The organism is Klebsiella sp. CN_Kp091 (assembly GCF_040065095.1).
Lineage (GTDB): Bacteria > Pseudomonadota > Gammaproteobacteria > Enterobacterales > Enterobacteriaceae > Klebsiella > Klebsiella aerogenes.
Window position 1 is genome coordinate 36,662 of sequence record NZ_JBEAIO010000049.1, and the last position, 18,536, is coordinate 55,197.

Annotated in this window: 17 protein-coding genes and 1 other RNA gene; 10 read left to right on the forward strand and 8 right to left on the reverse strand. The window is 55.2% G+C overall.

Annotation, left to right across the window (positions count from 1 at the left end; all coding sequences use genetic code 11):
• Window positions 1-26 precede the first annotated feature (26 nt).
• Window positions 27-1,013, forward strand: coding sequence for a vitamin B12 ABC transporter permease BtuC (gene btuC / locus ABLV17_RS20730; protein ID WP_213316735.1), 987 nt, complete (start codon window positions 27-29; stop codon window positions 1,011-1,013).
• A gap of 36 nt (window positions 1,014-1,049) precedes the next feature.
• Here btuC and ABLV17_RS20735 read toward each other — a convergent pair whose 3' ends face one another.
• The gene (locus ABLV17_RS20735; RefSeq protein ID WP_308959079.1) at window positions 1,050-1,850 is read right to left on the reverse strand and encodes a MetQ/NlpA family lipoprotein; all 801 of its coding nucleotides are present in this window, start codon (window positions 1,848-1,850) and stop codon (window positions 1,050-1,052) included.
• Between the two features lie 231 nt (window positions 1,851-2,081).
• On the opposite strand from ABLV17_RS20735, the gene ABLV17_RS20740 reads away from it, so the two are divergent.
• The 4 genes from ABLV17_RS20740 to selO all read left to right on the forward strand — a co-directional run bounded on the left by ABLV17_RS20740 (window position 2,082) and on the right by selO (window position 5,484).
• Window positions 2,082-2,633, forward strand: a complete 552-nt coding sequence (locus ABLV17_RS20740) for a glutathione peroxidase (RefSeq protein WP_087857929.1) — start codon at window positions 2,082-2,084, stop codon at window positions 2,631-2,633.
• A complete protein-coding gene (gene btuD, locus ABLV17_RS20745; protein ID WP_308959080.1) occupies window positions 2,633-3,382 on the forward strand; it encodes a vitamin B12 ABC transporter ATP-binding protein BtuD in 750 nt (249 codons plus the stop codon). Before ABLV17_RS20740 ends, btuD begins: the two co-directional genes overlap by 1 nt.
• Before the next feature lie 81 nt (window positions 3,383-3,463).
• The gene (locus ABLV17_RS20750; protein ID WP_045396070.1) at window positions 3,464-3,928 is read left to right on the forward strand and encodes an NlpC/P60 family protein; all 465 of its coding nucleotides are present in this window, start codon (window positions 3,464-3,466) and stop codon (window positions 3,926-3,928) included.
• 113 nt (window positions 3,929-4,041) lie between these two features.
• Window positions 4,042-5,484, forward strand: a complete 1,443-nt coding sequence (gene selO / locus ABLV17_RS20755) for a protein adenylyltransferase SelO (protein WP_308959081.1) — start codon at window positions 4,042-4,044, stop codon at window positions 5,482-5,484.
• Between the two features lie 28 nt (window positions 5,485-5,512).
• Here the strand turns inward: selO and hemP are convergent, their stop codons facing one another.
• The 3 genes from hemP to ABLV17_RS20770 form a co-directional block, all read right to left on the reverse strand.
• On the reverse strand, window positions 5,513-5,692 hold the full coding sequence (gene hemP, locus ABLV17_RS20760; RefSeq protein WP_162750204.1) for a hemin uptake protein HemP: 180 nt from the start codon (window positions 5,690-5,692) through the stop codon (window positions 5,513-5,515).
• Window positions 5,693-5,861: 169 nt separating this feature from the next.
• The gene (gene aroH / locus ABLV17_RS20765; protein ID WP_308958601.1) at window positions 5,862-6,908 is read right to left on the reverse strand and encodes a 3-deoxy-7-phosphoheptulonate synthase AroH; all 1,047 of its coding nucleotides are present in this window, start codon (window positions 6,906-6,908) and stop codon (window positions 5,862-5,864) included.
• A 154-nt stretch (window positions 6,909-7,062) separates the two neighbouring features.
• Complete coding sequence (locus ABLV17_RS20770) at window positions 7,063-7,896, reverse strand: pyruvate, water dikinase regulatory protein (RefSeq protein WP_087857925.1); 834 nt, start codon at window positions 7,894-7,896, stop codon at window positions 7,063-7,065.
• A 330-nt stretch (window positions 7,897-8,226) separates the two neighbouring features.
• Between ABLV17_RS20770 and ppsA the strand changes: the two genes are divergently transcribed.
• Window positions 8,227-10,605, forward strand: coding sequence for a phosphoenolpyruvate synthase (gene ppsA / locus ABLV17_RS20775; RefSeq protein ID WP_015367026.1), 2,379 nt, complete (start codon window positions 8,227-8,229; stop codon window positions 10,603-10,605).
• 83 nt (window positions 10,606-10,688) lie between these two features.
• Here the strand turns inward: ppsA and rprA are convergent.
• Window positions 10,689-10,796: antisense sRNA RprA (gene rprA, locus ABLV17_RS20780), an RNA gene on the reverse strand.
• Window positions 10,797-10,966: 170 nt separating this feature from the next.
• Window positions 10,967-12,091 carry an AI-2E family transporter YdiK gene (gene ydiK / locus ABLV17_RS20785; RefSeq protein WP_015367025.1) on the reverse strand — a complete coding sequence of 375 codons (1,125 nt, stop codon included), beginning with the start codon at window positions 12,089-12,091 and terminating at the stop codon, window positions 10,967-10,969.
• A 218-nt stretch (window positions 12,092-12,309) separates the two neighbouring features.
• Here ydiK and ABLV17_RS20790 point away from each other — a divergent pair, with 218 nt between their 5' ends.
• On the forward strand, window positions 12,310-15,366 hold the full coding sequence (locus ABLV17_RS20790; RefSeq protein WP_308958602.1) for an FAD-binding and (Fe-S)-binding domain-containing protein: 3,057 nt from the start codon (window positions 12,310-12,312) through the stop codon (window positions 15,364-15,366).
• Window positions 15,363-15,773: a 1,4-dihydroxy-2-naphthoyl-CoA hydrolase gene (gene menI, locus ABLV17_RS20795; protein WP_308958603.1), complete on the forward strand. Its 411-nt coding sequence runs from the start codon at window positions 15,363-15,365 to the stop codon at window positions 15,771-15,773. The genes ABLV17_RS20790 and menI overlap by 4 nt, the downstream gene beginning before the upstream one ends.
• A gap of 37 nt (window positions 15,774-15,810) precedes the next feature.
• On the opposite strand, the gene ABLV17_RS20800 is transcribed toward menI, so the two are convergent.
• Window positions 15,811-15,999 (reverse strand): YegP family protein, encoded by a 189-nt coding sequence (locus ABLV17_RS20800; RefSeq protein WP_087857922.1) that lies wholly within the window; start codon window positions 15,997-15,999, stop codon window positions 15,811-15,813.
• Between the two features lie 167 nt (window positions 16,000-16,166).
• Between ABLV17_RS20800 and ABLV17_RS20805 the strand changes: the two genes are divergently transcribed.
• Window positions 16,167-16,415: a GlsB/YeaQ/YmgE family stress response membrane protein gene (locus tag ABLV17_RS20805; protein WP_087857921.1), complete on the forward strand. Its 249-nt coding sequence runs from the start codon at window positions 16,167-16,169 to the stop codon at window positions 16,413-16,415.
• A gap of 487 nt (window positions 16,416-16,902) precedes the next feature.
• On the opposite strand, the gene ABLV17_RS20810 is transcribed toward ABLV17_RS20805, so the two are convergent.
• Window positions 16,903-17,499 (reverse strand): hypothetical protein, encoded by a 597-nt coding sequence (locus ABLV17_RS20810; RefSeq protein ID WP_308958604.1) that lies wholly within the window; start codon window positions 17,497-17,499, stop codon window positions 16,903-16,905.
• A gap of 179 nt (window positions 17,500-17,678) precedes the next feature.
• Between ABLV17_RS20810 and ABLV17_RS20815 the strand changes: the two genes are divergently transcribed.
• Entirely contained in the window at window positions 17,679-18,491 is an 813-nt protein-coding gene (locus tag ABLV17_RS20815) for an MBL fold metallo-hydrolase (protein WP_308958605.1), read from the forward strand.
• Window positions 18,492-18,536 lie beyond the last annotated feature (45 nt).

Here is an 18,536-nt window from a genome sequence, read left to right on the forward strand (position 1 = left end):
ACCTCGCTCACTTGTCTCCGGGACTTATGCAGACCTTCGCCGATATTCAACAGCGCCATAACCGTCGTTGGCTAACCGCCTTAACGCTGATCCTACTTGTCACATTGACAATTAGCCTGTGCGCCGGTGACCAATGGATCGCGCCGCAGGAGTGGTTTAGCGCTAAAGGCGAGCTGTTTATCTGGCAAATCCGTCTGCCGCGCACGCTGGCGGTGCTGTTAGTGGGGGCGGCGCTGGCGCTTTCCGGGGCGATCATGCAGGCGCTATTTGAAAACCCGCTGGCGGAACCGGGTCTGCTGGGTGTTTCTAACGGCGCGGGCGTTGGGCTGATTGCCGCCGTGCTGTTAGGTCACGGCGTGTTACCCATGTGGGCGCTGGGGCTGTGCGCCATCGCCGGCGCGCTGCTGATTACCTTTATTCTGCTCCGTTTCGCCCGGCGTCACCTGTCCACCAGCCGTCTGCTGCTGGCAGGGGTGGCGCTCGGCATTATTTGTAGCGCGTTGATGACCTGGGCGGTCTATTTCTCAACGTCTTTTGACCTGCGCCAGCTGATGTACTGGATGATGGGCGGTTTTGGCGGCGTCGACTGGCAGCAGCTGTGGCTGATGCTGGCGCTGCTACCGGTGCTGCTGTGGGTATGCTGGCAGTCGCAGCCGCTGAACTTACTGGCGTTGGGCGAAGTCTCGGCGCGTCAGCTCGGCCTGCCGCTGTGGCTATGGCGAAAACTACTGGTGGTGGCCACCGGCTGGCTGGTCGGCGTCAGCGTGGCGCTGGCGGGAGCGATTGGCTTTATTGGTCTGGTGATCCCGCATATTTTGCGCCTGTGCGGCCTGAGCGATCATCGGGTGCTGCTTCCCGCCTGCCTGTTAGCTGGCGCCAGCGCGCTGCTCGGCGCCGATATCATTGCCCGTCTGGCATTATCGGCGGCGGAATTACCGATCGGCGTGGTGACGGCGACGCTGGGGGCGCCGGTATTCATCTGGTTGCTGCTGCGTTCGGGACGGCGGGGGTAGGGAGACGCCGTCGTAATGGACGGCGTCGGGTGACGATTACCAGCCTTTGATGGCATCGCCTTTATAGACTTCCTGTGCTTTATCGGCGACTTCCTTGGTCTGGAAGGCCTCTTTCAGCTCCTGGATTTTCTTGCTGTCTTTATTGTCTTCGCGAGAGACAATCGCATTGACATAAGGTGAATCCGGGCCTTCCATAAACAGGCCATCGCGGGCGGCGGATAAACCGACCTGAGCCGAGAAATTAGTGTTGATGATGGCAAGCGTTACGTTCGGATCGTCGAGCGTACGGGTCAGCTGCGGAGTATCGACTTCAACAATCTTCAGGTGTTTTGGGTTATCAATGATATCCAGCGTAGTGGGCAGATAGCCTACACCATCTTTCAACTTGATTAATCCTTGCGCCTGTAACAGCAGCAGGCTGCGGCCAAGCGTGGTGGTTTCGTTAGAGATAGAGACGGTCGCGCCGTCAGGCAGTTCGCTGATATTTTTGATTTTGCGCGAATAGGCGGCAATCGGGAAGACGAATGTTTTACCGACGATGGCGAATTTATAGCCGCGCTCTTTCGACTGCGCTTCGAGATAGGGCAGCGTCTGGAAGGCGTTGGCGTCGACATCTTTATTATTTAACGCTTCATTCGGCAGGACGTAATCATTGAAAGAGATAACCTCAACGTCGAGGTTATATTTGTCTTTTGCTACCTGCTCCACGACTTTCCAGATAGCTTCATCCGGGCCGGTATTGATCGCGACTTTTACTTTATTGTTATCGTCCGGAGAGCAGGCGGATAACAGCGCCACCGATGTGGCGATTAATACCGAGCTTAATAACTTCTTCATCTATAAAAACTCTCATAAATTAACAAGTAACGAAACACTATTACATCTGTTTCACACTGTACACTGATTTGTCCATTGCTGATATTGAGAGGAATTCATGTTGCCGGTGGCAAACGCAGCGGTGTTACATCAAGCGACATTTGCCCACGAATCAAAGTAGAATCAGCCGCGTTGAATCCGCTACAGTAGATAGGGATCTCCTTAACCTGCATTATTGACTGAGGGAAGGCTATGCAACACGACATTCTAAATACCGAAGTGACGACTATCGATGGCGAGAAAACCACCCTGGCAGCGTATGCCGGAAAGGTGCTGCTGATCGTCAACGTGGCCTCAAAATGCGGCCTCACGCCGCAGTATGAGCAACTGGAAGCGCTACAAGAAGAGTTTGCTCCGCAGGGATTCAGCGTCCTTGGCTTTCCTTGTAATCAGTTTCTCGGCCAGGAGCCGGGCAGCGAAGAAGAGATTAAAACGTTCTGCAGCGTGACCTACGGCGTCACTTTCCCACTGTTCAGTAAAATTGACGTTAACGGCGAACATCGTGCGCCGCTGTATCAAAAACTGATTGCCGCCGCCCCGAAAGCCGTCGCGCCGGAAGGGAGCGGTTTTTATGAGCGGATGGCCAGTAAAGGCCGAGCGCCGCTGTACGTTGACGACATCCTGTGGAACTTTGAAAAATTCCTCGTGGGCCGCGATGGCCAGGTCATTCAGCGTTTCTCTCCGGACATGACGCCGGACGACCCGCAGCTACTGGCTGCGCTAAAAGGAGCATTAGCGCAATAATGCCGTTTTTGATGCAGCTACAGGATGTTGCGGAAGCGGGGCGGCTGTCGCCGTTTACCGCTGACGTTCGGCCCGGAGAGATAGTCCATCTGGTGGGGCCGAACGGCGCGGGCAAAAGTACCCTGCTGGCGCGGATGGCCGGGCTGACCACCGGCCCCGGCCTGATTACGCTTAACCAGCAGGCGCTGGATAAGTGGCCCGCGGCGGAGCTTGCCCGCCATCGCGCCTATCTGAGCCAGCAGCAGCTCCCGCCCTTCGCAATGCCGGTGTGGCACTATCTGTCGTTACATATGCAGGATAGCGCCCCGCAGGGGTTGCTCAACGAGATCGCCGGGCAACTGGGGTTAAGCGATAAGCTGGGGCGCCAGGTCAACCAGATCTCCGGCGGCGAGTGGCAGCGGGTGCGTCTGGCGGCGGTGATCCTGCAGATTCACCGCCGCGCGAATCCAGCCGGCCAGCTGTTATTATTGGATGAACCGATGAACAGCCTCGATGTCGCGCAACAGGCGGCGCTGGATAGCGTGTTGGCGTCGCTATGCGGGCTGGGGATCGCTATCGTGATGAGCAGCCACGATCTCAACCATACGTTGCGACATGCGCAGAGGGCGTGGCTCATTTGTGGTGGGCAGATGATTGCCAGCGGGGAAACGTATGAGGTGTTAAGTGAAGAGAATTTGACCGCCGCTTATCATATCGCTTTCCAGCGTGTGGAAGTCGCGGGTCATCTTATGCTCGTGGCGTCACAGTAGCAGGTAAGGATCTTGCCTGTACGCCGCTAAACAGGCTAAATTATTGCAATAACAGGACAGGGAACAGAGGAATCGTCTGAGATGCGTGTGTGGTTCATTTTTATTGCGGCGATGGTGCTGGCTGGCTGTAGCAGCCACCGGGCGCCGCCGCCGAATCCGCGGCTGGCTGATTCCATTACCGTGGTGGCGAATCTGAATGAGCAATTGCGCAACTGGCGTGGTGCGCCGTACCGTTATGGCGGCATGACGCCGCGCGGCGTTGACTGTTCGGGCTTTGTGGTACGCACGTTCCGCGACAAATTCGCCATGCAGTTGCCGCGGGAAACTCGCGAGCAGGCGGAAATCGGCACCCGCATTGATAAAAGCGATCTGTTGCCCGGCGACCTGGTATTCTTCAAAACCGGATCCGGCGAAAGCGGCCTGCACGTCGGTATCTATGATACCGACAATCAATTTATTCACGCCTCTACCAGCCAGGGCGTTACCCGCTCGTCGCTGGACAACGTCTACTGGAACAAAAAATTCTGGCAGGCGAGGCGCATTTAACCCGCATTCGGTGAAAAAGGGGAGCGATGGCTCCCTTTTTTAATTGCCATAACCCTGCAGTTCGCCCGTGTTAATACCCTGTTGAAGGCACTACACTGGCGGCAGGAGGAACCATGACCCTGTCTTTTACTACTCACTGGCGCGATCGGCTGCCGGGTTTTTACACTTCTCTGGCGCCCACGCCGCTGGAGAACGCGCGTCTCATCTGGCGCAACACCGCTCTGGCGCAAACGTTGGGCGTCCCGGAAACGTTATTCGAACCCGAGCGCGGAGCGGGCGTCTGGGGCGGCGAAGCGTTGCTGCCGGGGATGTCGCCGCTGGCGCAGGTCTATAGTGGCCATCAATTTGGCGCCTGGGCCGGTCAGCTTGGCGATGGGCGCGGCATTTTGCTTGGCGAGCAGCAGTTGCCGGATGGTCAACGTTTTGACTGGCATCTTAAAGGCGCTGGTCTGACGCCCTATTCGAGAATGGGCGATGGCCGGGCGGTACTGCGTTCAACTATCCGCGAAAGCCTTGCCAGCGAAGCAATGCATGCGCTTGGGATCCCAACCACCCGCGCGCTGGCGATGGTGACCAGCGACACGCCGGTTTACCGCGAACGCGAAGAACGCGGCACCATGCTGATGCGCATCGCCGAAAGTCATGTACGCTTTGGCCATTTCGAACATTTTTACTATCGTCGCGAAGCGGTAAAAGTGCAGCAGCTGGCCGATTATGTGATTGAACACCACTGGCCGCAGCTGCAGCAGGAGGCGGATAAGTATATTCTCTGGTTCCGTGACGTTGTCACGCGTACCGCGGAAATGATCGCCAGCTGGCAGACCGTTGGCTTTGCCCACGGGGTGATGAATACCGACAATATGTCGATTCTTGGCCTGACCATGGATTATGGTCCGTATGGCTTCCTCGATGATTTCCAGCCCGGTTTTATCTGTAACCACTCTGATTACCAGGGGCGCTACAGCTTTGATAACCAACCGGCGGTAGGGTTGTGGAACCTGCAGCGTCTGGCCCAGTCGCTCTCGCCGTTTATCAGTGCCGACGAGTTGAACGCGGCGCTGGATGACTATCAGCATGCCTTGTTGACCGCCTACGGCCGCCGCATGCGCGACAAACTCGGCTTCTATACTCAGCAAACCGGTGATAACACTCTGCTTGATGGACTGTTCAGCCTGATGGAGCGTGAAGGGAGTGACTACACTCGTACCTTCCGGATGCTGAGCCAAAGCGAGCAGCATAGCGCGGCATCGCCGCTGCGCGATGAGTTTATCGACCGCGCGGCGTTTGATAGCTGGTTTGCCGACTACCGGGCGCGGCTGCGCGATGAACAGATCGACGATAGCGAACGCCAGCAGCGGATGCAGGGCGTCAACCCGGCGGTGGTGCTACGCAACTGGCTGGCGCAGCGGGCAATAGAAAAAGCCGAAGATGGCGACATGCGCGAGCTGGAACGTCTGCATGAGGCCCTCGCGCAGCCGTTTGCCGATCGTTCAGATGATTATGCCAGCCGCCCGCCTGACTGGGGTAAACATCTGGAAGTCAGCTGCTCCAGCTAACCGTAAAGCCTCGCCATCGCGCGAGGTTTTATTTGGTCAAAATTAGCTTACCGGCGTGGGTCTGGCGCAGCAGATAGCGCTGGCCGTCATGTTCGATCACCACGCGGCCTTCCGCGCCCAACAGCGTCCGGCTGCTGATTTGGCGATCGCTGGCAATAGGATAGGGAGCATTGTCTTTCGTTTTCTCAGCTGTGGCAGTGTTATCCATACGCGTCATAGCACCAAAGTAAAAATAAAAGCAACAATGATAATCATTATCAGTAATGTTAATTTTCACGGCAAGCCTTTTTTGTCGTGGCTTACCATTTCAGGTAGCTATTGCGCAGAGGATGAACGGCGAGCGATGAATACCCGCCGCGAGCGCGGCGGGGGAAGGGTTACAGCCGTGTAGCGGTGGCAGCAGCCAGTTCGGCGAGCATTTTTTCGCTATCTTCCCAGCTCAGACACGGGTCGGTAATCGACTGGCCCCAGGTCAGCGGCTGACCGGGGATCACTTTTTGCGTCCCTTCGGCGAGGAAGCTCTCCGCCATAATCCCGGCAATAGCGGTGGATCCATCGCGGATCTGCTGGCAGATATTGGCGCACACTTCCAGTTGACGGCGATGCTGCTTCTGACAGTTGCCGTGGCTGAAGTCGACGACCAGTTGCTCAGGGAGATCGAATTCCCGTAGCGCTTCACCGGCGGCGGCGATATCCGCTGCATGATAATTTGGCCGTTTACCGCCGCGCATAATGATATGGCCGTACGGGTTACCGCTGGTCTGGTAGATGGTCATCTGGCCCTGTTTATCCGGCGACAGGAACATATGGCTGGCGCGCGAAGCGCGTATCGCGTCGACCGCGATACGGGTGTTGCCGTCGGTACCGTTTTTAAAACCAACCGGGCAGGAGAGCGCCGAGGCCATCTCGCGGTGGATTTGACTTTCGGTGGTGCGCGCGCCGATGGCGCCCCAGCTAATCAGATCGGCAATAAACTGCCCGGTCACCATATCCAGGAATTCGGTGGCGGTGGGGATACCCAGCTCGTTGACCTGCAGCAGCAGACGACGCGCCAGTTCGATACCGTGGTTGACCCGGTAGCTGCCGTTGAGGTCAGGGTCGGAAATGAGTCCTTTCCAGCCCACGACGGTGCGCGGTTTTTCGAAATAGGTGCGCATGACAATTTCCAGCTGCGGCTGGTAACGTTCGCGCATGCCCTGCAGGCGGCGCGCATATTCCAGCGCCGCTTCGGGGTCGTGAATGGAGCAGGGGCCGATAATCACCAGCAGGCGGCGGTCTTCGCCGTTGAGGATTTTTTCAATCCGCCGGCGGGAGGCGGAGACGTGGGCGGCAACCTCGGCCGTCACGGGATGGCGCTGCGCCAGTTCCGCGGGCGTTACCAGGCTTTCAATGCGCGCGGTACGCAATTCGTCTGTTTTATTCATTGGGGTCTCAAAAATCTGTTTCTTCCGCGGCGAAAATGCCGGGAAGTGATGCGCATCACGATAAACCAATCCCTGCTTATTGCAAGAGCAGGGCATGATCCTGTATAGGCCACGAGCGATAGCATAAACAAATTTTCAATAATGTACTAGTGTGTTAGTACATTCTGCGATTAAGCCCCATGATATCCATGATTTTGGTAGCAATTTCCTCTACCGAATAGTTGGTACTGTTAAGGCAGGGGATCTTGTTTTTGCGATACAGCGCTTCGACTTCGGTTACTTCCATACGGCACTGGCGCAGCGAGGCGTAACGGCTGTTTTCCCGGCGCTCTTCGCGGATTGCCGCCAGTCGCTCCGGGTTAATCGTCAGGCCGAACATCTTGTGCTGCAGCGGCTTTAACGAGGCCGGGAGAACCAGATTGTCCATATCGTCGGCGATAAAGGGGTAGTTAGCGGCGCGAATGCCATACTGCATTGCCAGATACAGGCTGGTCGGCGTTTTGCCGCAGCGCGATACGCCGAGCAGGATCACCTGCGCCTGATCGAGATTACGCAGCGAAATGCCGTCGTCATGGGCGAGCGTGTAATCGATGGCGGCGATACGCGCATCGTATTTAATCAGGTTACCGGGGTTCAGGCCGTGGGTGCGGTGAGCCACCGGCGTGGGATCCAGATGTAACTCTTGCTGCAGCGGGGCCACCAGCGCCTGCACGATATCCTGACAAAAACCCTCGCTTTGCAAAATAATGTCGCGAATTTCGGGGATAACGATGGAATAGAAGACCAGCGGGCGGATGCCGGTTTGTTGATAAATGGCATCGATTTGTTCTTTTACCGCCCGGGCGCGGCTGACGTTTTCAACAAACGGCAACGTCACGCTACTGATGGCCACCGGGAATTGCGACATTACCGCATGACCTAAAACTTCCGCCGTAATAGCGGTACCGTCAGAAATATAAAATACGTGGCGATCTACAGCACTGTCCATTTTGACCATCCGGTATAATTATCTAAAAGCAGAGTAAATTTAAGCACAGAGCTTTAACCTTTGTCTCACTTTAAAAAATGAAACGCTATTTTTGTTTTTAATGAAATGGCAGGTTCAGTTTCGGGTTTTGCACACTATTTGTATCAAATGTCAATAGAATCCATTTTAATCATATAGTTAGGGAATTCCGGAAAACAATCCTAAAAACAGAAAATTAATTTGCTTGAACGATTCACCGTTTTTTTCAGCGGCATAAATATGTCAGGATGAATACCGTAGTCGATCGTGTGTTTTCTATAATTTGTATTAAATCACAAAAGGATTGTCTCGATGTCCAACAATGGCTCGTCACCGCTGGTGCTTTGGTATAACCAACTCGGCATGAATGATGTAGACAGAGTTGGGGGCAAAAATGCCTCCCTTGGTGAAATGATTACTAACCTGTCCGGTATGGGTGTCTCCGTACCAAACGGGTTCGCCACCACCGCTGATGCTTTCGATCAGTTCCTGGACCAAAGCGGCGTTAACCAGCGCATTTATGCACTGCTGGATGAAACCGACATTGACGACGTTTCCGCATTAGCGAAAGCGGGCGCGCAGATCCGTCAATGGATCATCGACACCCCCTTCCAGAGCGAACTGGAAAACGCGATTCGCGAAGCTTATGACCTGCTGTCCGCCGATGACGCCGAGGCCTCGTTCGCCGTTCGCTCTTCGGCGACGGCGGAAGATATGCCGGATGCTTCCTTCGCCGGCCAGCAAGAGACATTCCTCAACGTGCAGGGCTTTGACGCCGTGCTCGTTGCCGTGAAGCACGTCTTTGCTTCACTGTTTAACGATCGCGCGATCTCCTATCGCGTGCATCAGGGTTACGATCACCGCGGCGTGGCGCTATCCGCCGGGGTGCAGAGGATGGTGCGCTCCGATCTGGCCTCCTCCGGCGTGATGTTCTCCATCGATACCGAGTCCGGTTTCGACCAGGTGGTGTTTATCACCTCGGCGTGGGGGCTTGGAGAGATGGTGGTGCAGGGCGCGGTGAACCCCGACGAATTTTACGTCCATAAACCGACCCTGGCGGCTAATCGCCCGGCTATCGTGCGCCGTACCATGGGGTCGAAAAAAATCCGCATGGTTTACGCGCCGACTCAGGAACACGGCAAGCAGGTGCGCATCGAAGATGTGCCGCAGGCGCAGCGCGATGTTTTCTCGTTAACCAACGAGGAAGTGGAAGAGCTGGCGAAGCAGGCGGTGCAGATCGAGAAGCACTATGGTCGCCCGATGGATATCGAGTGGGCGAAAGATGGCCACACCGGTAAGCTGTTTATCGTCCAGGCGCGTCCGGAAACGGTACGTTCGCGCGGTCAGGTGATGGAGCGTTATACCCTCCATGCCCAGGGGCAGATCATCGCCGAAGGGCGAGCTATCGGCCACCGCATCGGCGCCGGCCCGGTTAAGGTTATTCACGATATCAGTGAGATGAACCGCATTGAGCCCGGCGACGTGCTGGTCACCGACATGACCGACCCGGATTGGGAACCGATCATGAAGAAAGCCTCGGCGATCGTCACCAACCGCGGCGGACGTACCTGCCACGCGGCGATTATCGCCCGCGAGCTGGGGATCCCGGCGGTGGTCGGCTGCGGCGATGCAACCGATCGCATCCAGGAAAACCAGAACGTCACCGTCTCCTGCGCCGAAGGCGACACCGGCTACGTCTACGCAGAGCTACTGGACTTCAGCGTGAAGAGCTCCAGCGTCGGCGAGATGCCGAACCTGCCGCTGAAGGTGATGATGAACGTCGGCAACCCGGATCGCGCCTTTGACTTCGCCTGCCTGCCGAATGAAGGCGTGGGGCTGGCGCGGCTGGAATTTATCATTAACCGCATGATTGGCGTTCACCCGCGCGCGCTGCTGGAATTTGACGACCAGGAGCCGGGCCTGCAGAACGAAATCCGCGAGCTGATGAAAGGCTACGATTCGCCGAGAGAGTTCTACGTTGGCCGCCTGACCGAAGGGATCGCTACCCTTGGCGCCGCCTTCTACCCGAAACGCGTCATCGTGCGTTTGTCCGACTTTAAATCTAACGAATACGCCAACCTGGTGGGCGGCGAGCGTTACGAGCCGGAAGAAGAGAACCCGATGCTTGGCTTCCGCGGCGCCGGACGCTACGTTTCAGAAAGCTTCCGCGATTGCTTCGCGCTGGAGTGTGAAGCGATGAAACGCGTGCGTAACGACATGGGCCTGACCAACGTGGAAGTGATGGTGCCGTTCGTACGTACCGTCGCGCAGGCGAAAGCGGTGGTTGAAGAGCTGGAACGTCAGGGGCTCAAGCGCGGCGAGAACGGGCTGAAGATCATTATGATGTGCGAAATCCCGTCGAACGCGCTGCTGGCGGAGCAGTTCCTCGAGTATTTCGATGGCTTCTCGATCGGTTCGAACGACATGACGCAGCTGGCGCTGGGTCTCGATCGCGACTCCGGCGTTGTGTCTGAGCTGTTTGATGAACGCAACGACGCGGTGAAAGCGCTGCTGTCGATGGCCATCCGCGCGGCGAAAAAACAGGGCAAATACGTGGGCATCTGCGGCCAGGGGCCGTCCGACCACGAAGACTTTGCCGCCTGGCTGATGGAAGAGGGGATCGATAGCCTGTCCCTGAACCCGGATACCGTGGTGCAAACCTGGTTAGGTCTGGCTGAACTGAATAAATAAGTTCAACGCGGATAGCCCAATCCCTGGCAGAAATGCCGGGGATTTTTTTTGCCTTCAGCAACGTTGCGTTTTTTGATTTTGACGTAAAAAAAAGCCCATCGTGGGAGATGGGCAAAGACTACACACAGCAATTCGTTGTTTCACTCAGGGGATTTCCATGCTTATAAATCAATATCTTGATCTATAACCGTGGGCTAATAGTAGGCATCAGGGCTGTTGACGTCGATCGGATTCTTCTCAATAGTTAAATCAGTGTGAAGAATATGAGAGGTAAATATCGAGCTGGAACATGAATATGCCGGAAGTGGCGGGGGATTGATAAATTTAGCTTAAGTTTAAGGCGGGTTTCCCCGCCTTTCTGTTACTTTTCGCTTTTGTTATGGCTGGCATTAAGTTCGGCGAGCTCCGCCAGAACCAGATCCGGGTCCAGCGGCGGCGGCGGTACTTCTTGCACCCAGGCGTCGTAAAGGCGCCAGGAGACGGCCAGCAGCACCGGACCGATAAACAGGCCAATCATGCCGAAGGCGATCAGGCCGCCGATAACGCCGGAGAGGATCAGAATCATCGGCAGGTCGGCTCCCATGCGAATCAGCACCGGGCGAATCACGTTATCCATCGTACCCACCACGCAGCTCCATACCAGCAGCACCGTGCCCCAGGTCGTATCGCCGGTCCAGTACAGCCAGATAATCGACGGCACCAGCACGATAAGCGGCCCCAGCTGTACCAGACAGGTGAAAATCATCACCACGGTCAACAGCGCGGCGTAAGGTACGCCGCTTATCGCCAGCCCGATACCGCCAAGAACCGCCTGCGCCAGCGCGGTGACAACCACGCCCAGCGCCACGGCGCGTACCGCCTGTCCGGCTAGGACCACCGCAGCATCGCCACGCTTTGAGGCCAGACGGGTCGCGAAGTAGCGGAAACCATAGGCGACCCGCTCGCCGCGCCAGTAAAGCAGGGCGCTGAACAATAGCATCAGTCCGCAGTAAACCAGCAGTTTACCAATATGCGCCGCCTGGCCGACAAACCAGGTGGTGGTGGCGCCGATATAAGGGCGGACCTTGGCCATAATCGCCGCGCCGCCCATCTCCAGCAGGCTATGCCAGGCGGAATAGAGTTTATCGCCGATCAGCGGAATCGAGTTCAGCCAGGCGAAATCCGGCAGCGTTACCTGGCCGGTACTGACGATTTTAATCAGCGGGGCGCTATTATCGACCAGGCTATTCACCAGTAAGGCAATGGGAATGACGAATAGTAAAAACAGCAGTAGCGTCATCACCAGCACCGCCAGCGAGCGCTTGCCAAACAGCAGCTTTTGCAGACGCAGCAGCACCGGCCAGGTGGCGATGACCACGGTACCGGCCCAGGCAAAAGAGAGAATAAATGGTTGCACAACCCACAGGCAGGAAATAATTATCAGGGACAAAAACAGCACCGACAGCAGAATTTGCGGTATGTCCCGGGGCTGATGTTGGTTAATCATAGAGAAAATTTACCTTTCCAGTCGCGTCTCAATGCTGACGCAGCGTAATTCCATGTACAGATAATAATATCAATAATTTCGCGCGCCTGATTTTGCCCGTAAATCTCGTGGGCGGATATGAAAAAAATGTGATAAAAAGTTGAGTGCGCCACGCAAACGTTTAATTTGCGCATTATTACATCTTCTAAACACAACATATTCAGGCAGGGTCAAGCGTCATGATCCCACAGATTTCTCAAGCGCCGGGCGTCGTTCAGCTGGTGCTGAATTTTTTGCAAGTACTGGAGCAACAAGGTTTCACCGGCGATACCGCCACCAGCTATGCCGACCGGCTCACCATGGCGACAGATAACAGCGTCTATCAGCTGTTGCCGGACGCCATTCTGTTTCCCCGTTCCACCGCAGACGTCGCTTTACTGGCGCGGCTGGCGGCGGAGCCACGCTTTAAATCGCTGATTTTTACCCCACGCGGCGGTGGTACCGGCACCAATGGTCAAGCGCTGAACGCGGGGATTATCGTCGATATGTCGCGCTATATGAACCGTATTATCGAAATCAATCCTGAAGAGGGTTGGGTACGGGTCGAAGCCGGGGTAATCAAAGACCAGCTTAACCAGTTTCTTAAGCCCTACGGCTATTTCTTCGCCCCAGAGCTGTCGACCAGTAACCGCGCGACGCTCGGCGGAATGATCAATACCGATGCCTCCGGACAGGGGTCATTGGTCTACGGTAAAACCTCCGATCATGTGCTTGGTGTGCGATCGGTGCTCATGGGCGGCGATATCCTTGATACCTTACCCATTCCCGCCGCGCTGGCGGAAACGCTGGGGCGCGAGCAGTCAGCGATTGGCCGCATCTACCGTACCGTCTATCAGCGCTGCAAAGCGCAGCGTCAGCTGATCCTTGATAAATTCCCGAAACTGAACCGCTTCCTGACCGGCTACGATTTGCGTCATGTGTTCAATGATGAGATGAGCGAGTTCGACCTGACGCGCATTCTGACCGGCTCCGAAGGCACGCTGGCATTTATCACCGAAGCGCGGCTCGATATTACGCGTCTGCCGAAGGTGCGCCGCTTGGTTAACGTCAAGTATGACTCCTTTGATTCGGCGCTACGTAACGCGCCTTTCATGGTTGAAGCGAAGGCGCTGTCGGTGGAGACCGTCGACTCGAAGGTGCTTAATCTGGCGCGAGAAGATATCGTCTGGCACTCGGTAAGCGAATTGATCGCCGATGTGCCGGATAAAGAGATGCTGGGGCTCAATATCGTTGAGTTTGCCGGTGATGATGCTGAATTAATAGACGGTCAGGTTTCCACCCTGTGTCAGCGTCTTGATGAGCTCATGTCGCAGGGCGCCGCAGGAGTGATTGGCTGGCAGGTCTGTCATGAACTGGATGGCGTCGAGCGCATCTATGCCATGCGTAAAAAGGCGGTTGGTCTGCTGGGCAACGCCAAAGGCGCCGCTAAACCGATTCCTTTTGCTGAAGATACCTGCGTGCCGCCTGAGCATCTGGCGGATTACATCACCGAGTTTCGCGCTTTACTCGACGGACATGGCCTGAGCTACGGCATGTTTGGACACGTCGATGCCGGTGTGCTGCACGTTCGTCCGGCGTTGGACATGTGCGACCCGCAGCAGGAGGTGCTGATGAAGCAGATCTCCGATGAGGTGGTGGCGTTGACGGCCAAATATGGCGGCCTGCTGTGGGGCGAACACGGTAAAGGGTTCCGCGCCGAGTACAGTCCGGCCTTTTTTGGCGAGGAGTTATATAGCGAACTGCGTAAAGTGAAAGCGGCATTTGATCCGGATAACCGATTGAATCCGGGGAAAATTTGCCCACCGGAAGGCGTCGATGCGCCGATGATGAAAGTCGATGCGGTGAAACGCGGCACCTACGATCGCCAAATTCCCATTGCCGTGCGTAGCGCCTGGCGCGGCGCGATGGAGTGTAATGGTAACGGTCTGTGCTTTAACTTCGATGTAAAAAGCCCGATGTGTCCGTCAATGAAGGTCAGCAACCAGCGCATCCATTCGCCGAAAGGCCGCGCGACGCTGGTGCGTGAATGGTTACGCCTGCTGGCTGACCGTGGTATCGATCCGAACAAGCTGGAGCAAGAGCTTCCGGAAAAAGGCGTGAGCCTGCGCGCCCTGATCGAGCGTACTCGCAATAGCTGGCATGCGCGTAAAGGCGAATATGATTTCTCGCATGAAGTGAAAGAGGCGATGTCCGGCTGCCTGGCCTGTAAGGCCTGTTCAACCCAGTGTCCGATTAAGATCGACGTGCCGGAATTCCGTTCCCGCTTCCTGCAGCTATATCACAGCCGCTACCTACGACCGGTACGCGATCATCTGGTGGCGACGGTCGAGTCCTACGCGCCGCTGATGGCCCAGGCGCCGAAAACATTCAACTTCTTTATCAATCAGCCGTGGATGCGCAAGCTGTCGGAAAAACATATCGGCATGGTCGATCTGCCGCTGCTCTCCGTACCGTCGCTCAAGCAGCAGTTGGCAGGCCACCGCTCCGCCAATACCACGCTTGAGGATCTGGAAGCGATGAGCGTCGACCAGCGTGCGAAGAGGGTGCTGGTGGTACAGGATCCGTTTACCAGCTACTACGAAGCGCAGGTGGTAGCTGACTTTGTCCGCCTGATTGAAAAAGTCGGCTATCAGCCGGTGCTGTTGCCGTTCTCACCGAACGGTAAAGCGCAGCATATCAAAGGGTTCCTGACGCGCTTTGCGCGTACCGCGCAGAAAACTGCTGATTTTCTCAACCGCGTAGCGCGGCTGGATATACCAATGGTTGGCGTCGACCCGGCGCTGGTGCTTTGCTATCGCGATGAATATAACCAGACGCTGGGCGAGAAACGCGGCGATTTTCGCGTGATGTTGGTGCATGAATGGCTGACCCAGGCGATAGCGCCATCGGCCGGCCAGGACAACAGCGGCGAACCCTGGTATCTGTTTGGTCACTGTACGGAAGTGACGGCGCTACCGGCCGCGCCCAAACAGTGGGCAGAGATCTTTGCCCGTTTTGGGGCGAAAATGGAGTATATCAGTACGGGTTGCTGCGGCATGGCGGGTACCTACGGGCACGAAGTGAAAAACCATGCCAACTCGCTGGCGATTTACGCGCTTTCCTGGCAGCAGGCGATGGCGCGTTTACCGCGTCATCGCTGTCTGGCCACCGGCTATTCCTGCCGAAGCCAGGTGAAGCGTATCGAAGGTAGCGGGGTTCGCCACCCGCTGCAGGCACTGCTGGAGATTGTGGGATGATTTGGAAACGTCAGGCTTCGCTAGCGCAGCTTAACGCGATGGGCGAGGGGAACATGGTGGGTCTGCTGGATATTCAGTTTGTGGCCATCAACGATAACGCCATTGAAGCAACAATGCCGGTTGATCACCGTACGCATCAGCCATTTGGCCTGCTCCACGGTGGCGCATCGGTGGTTCTTGCGGAAACGCTGGGTTCGGTTGCGGGCTATTTGTGTACCGAAGGGGAACAGAAAGTGGTCGGCCTGGAAGTGAATGCCAACCATATTCGTTCAGTGCGCAGTGGGCGGGTGCGTGGGGTTTGTACCGCGCTGCATGTGGGGTCGCGCCATCAGGTGTGGCAAATCGATATCTCCGATGAGCAGGGGCGTTTGTGCTGCTCATCACGGCTGACCACCGCGGTGGTGTAACAGTATTTCAGGGGATGCATTAGCATCCCCTGATTGTTTATTGCGTGTCGTCCTTGATGACATCGCTGGCGCCGTTTTTCTGCACCGAGGCGATACCCTTTTTCGCCGCATCTTTCGATGAGTACATCTCGCTGGTGGCGATGGTCTCGTGGTTATCGGCCTTCAGCAGAAAATACCACGGCTGCGAGACGTTCTTATCAGACTTTTTCAGTACGTAATATCCCATTTCTCACTCCTTCGGCGTTGATGAGCACTGAATAATCTGTAGACCATGGCTAACGCTACGGCAAGCAATCATCCAATAAATATATATTTGTTAAATCATTCGTTGTAATTATGCTACTATTTTAATTACGAATTACATTCACGGTAACAAAGAGGACGGAGTTAACCATGGGTATCATTTCCTGGATCATTTTTGGTTTGATCGCTGGTATTTTGGCTAAGTGGATTATGCCGGGCAAAGACGGCGGTGGATTTATTGTCACCGTGATCCTCGGTATTATCGGTGCGGTAGTTGGTGGCTGGATCAGTACCTTATTCGGCTTTGGCAAAGTTGACGGTTTTAACTTCGGTAGCTTTGTCGTGGCGGTAATTGGCGCACTTGTTGTGCTGTTTATCTACCGTAAAGTGAGGAGTTAATACGCCAGGCGTACATTGACTCTGAGAAAGTAAGCCGCCGTGAACCACGGCGGTTTTTTTATGCCTGCGACACAAAAAAAGCCCGCAGGATACCCGCGGGCGAACCCATTTTGGCAAATTTTTTCGGCTGCCTCCTGACAAAGGGCGTAAACACCGTTTTGCCGGATGGTAAGGCGCAGCCTGACCGCTTCCCGGCTGGAGAAGCAGTGAGGTAATTTTATGTCCAATTCAGGGGGAAAATAAGCTGACAAAAACAGTAGGGGCCGCGCTTATTCCAGCAACACGCTCATCACCAATAGCACAACCATGCACATCGACATAATACTGATATCAATCATCCTGTACGACACTCGCTCACGAAAACGATAGCCCGGCCTTGCACCGGTAAGTATTCACAAAGGAGAGGGATTGTACATGAGTAAACGCTGTCTTAACCAACCCTGCTTTTAAGAATTAACCGATCACATCACAAAACGTGAACGTTCTATTACTCGTCAGCAGCACCGATTGGCACTTTGGCGAAAACCTGTAGTCGGGCTTCGGATGCGTAAAATGGAATCAGCAGAAAAGCTAAACCTGCGCCACCGGTTGCATACTGCACTGCCAGGTCGGCGCTGTGGGTGATAAATATTTGATGTCCACCCCAGCTACAGCCTACGCTCATATCCGGCGTACAGTTTTTCCATTTACTCAGTAACTCGCCACTTTTCGTCAGGTATAAGTACTTCGTGTCCGAACCCGATGGCGGCGTCGCGGATTCGGCTAACAAGATGAACGTTTGAGTGCTTACTACTTTCCCTTGCCCGTCTAACGATGAGGCTTGTAGCGTTGCGGTGGGGTAATTGAAGCGTAATTCAATGCTTGCGGCATTTTTGTCACTGACGTAAAAAACCTGCGTTAAATTATCCGCCCCCCAATATTTTCCACCGCTGGATTGCAGCGGTTTTATCTTAAATCGGTATACGTTCCGCTTGCGTATATCCTGGCGCTGGGAGTATTCGGCATTGTATTGCGCGCTTTGCGGCGCGTTAACCGAGCAGCCGGTAAGTAACCCTATTAATAGTAATGCTGAAAATTTACGCACTCTTTTTCCCGTCCATCATTCATATACTGCTGACGGTCGATTATGCCCGTTATGACAAACGATAAAAAATACAGAACGCTACCAAACCCGGTAGGTCGTTGCATCTCGCACTATCTGACATATGCTTAAAATAAGCATGTGCCATGCTTGTTATCAGATGCTGGGATAGAGGGGAAGATATGACGATTACGCTGTGCAAAGCTTGTGGTACCTCCTATGAATTTAGCGGAGGCCCTGCGCAACATTGCCCGATATGTGAAGACGAGCGTCAATTTGTTCCTGTGGGCGGGCAGCAGTGGATTGCGTTAAATAAGCTCACCGCATCGCATAACAATAAATGGCAGCAGCATAGCAGTGGGCTTTTTAGCATTCGCACCATCCCCAGTTTTGCCATTGATCAGCGCGCATTTCTGCTGCGTACGCCGCAGGGCAATATTCTGTGGGACTGTATCGCCAACCTCGATGAGGCGACCAAAACGCTGGTTTCCGCGCTAGGTGGGCTGAAGGCTATCGCCATCTCGCATCCGCATTATTACAGCTGTATGCAGGATTGGGCGGCGGAATTCAAGGCGCCAATCTATCTGCATGGGGATGACCGGCAGTGGATCATGCGTGATAGCCCGTGGATCAGCTTATGGGAGGGCGAAACTCTACAACTGACCGCTGGCGTCAGCTTGATTCGTCTGGGCGGGCACTTCGCCGGCGGCAGCGTGCTTCACTGGGCACAGGATGACGGTCTGTTATTATCCGGCGATATAGTTCAGGTGGCGCCCGGAGCTAACGCCGTTTCTTTCATGTGGAGCTACCCCAATATGCTGCCGCTGCCGGCTGCTACCGTGAGTGATATCATTCGACGTCTCGACGAGCTGAAGTTTAGCCAAATCTACGGCGCGTTTGAAGGACGGGAGATTCTGGTTAATGCGCAAGAAATCGTACGTCAATCGGGGAAAAAGTATGTGGCATGTTTGGCCCGAAATGGCGCCGATCTTTAATATTAAATCTTAACGTCATGGGAATCTATGCCTTAGAGATAGATA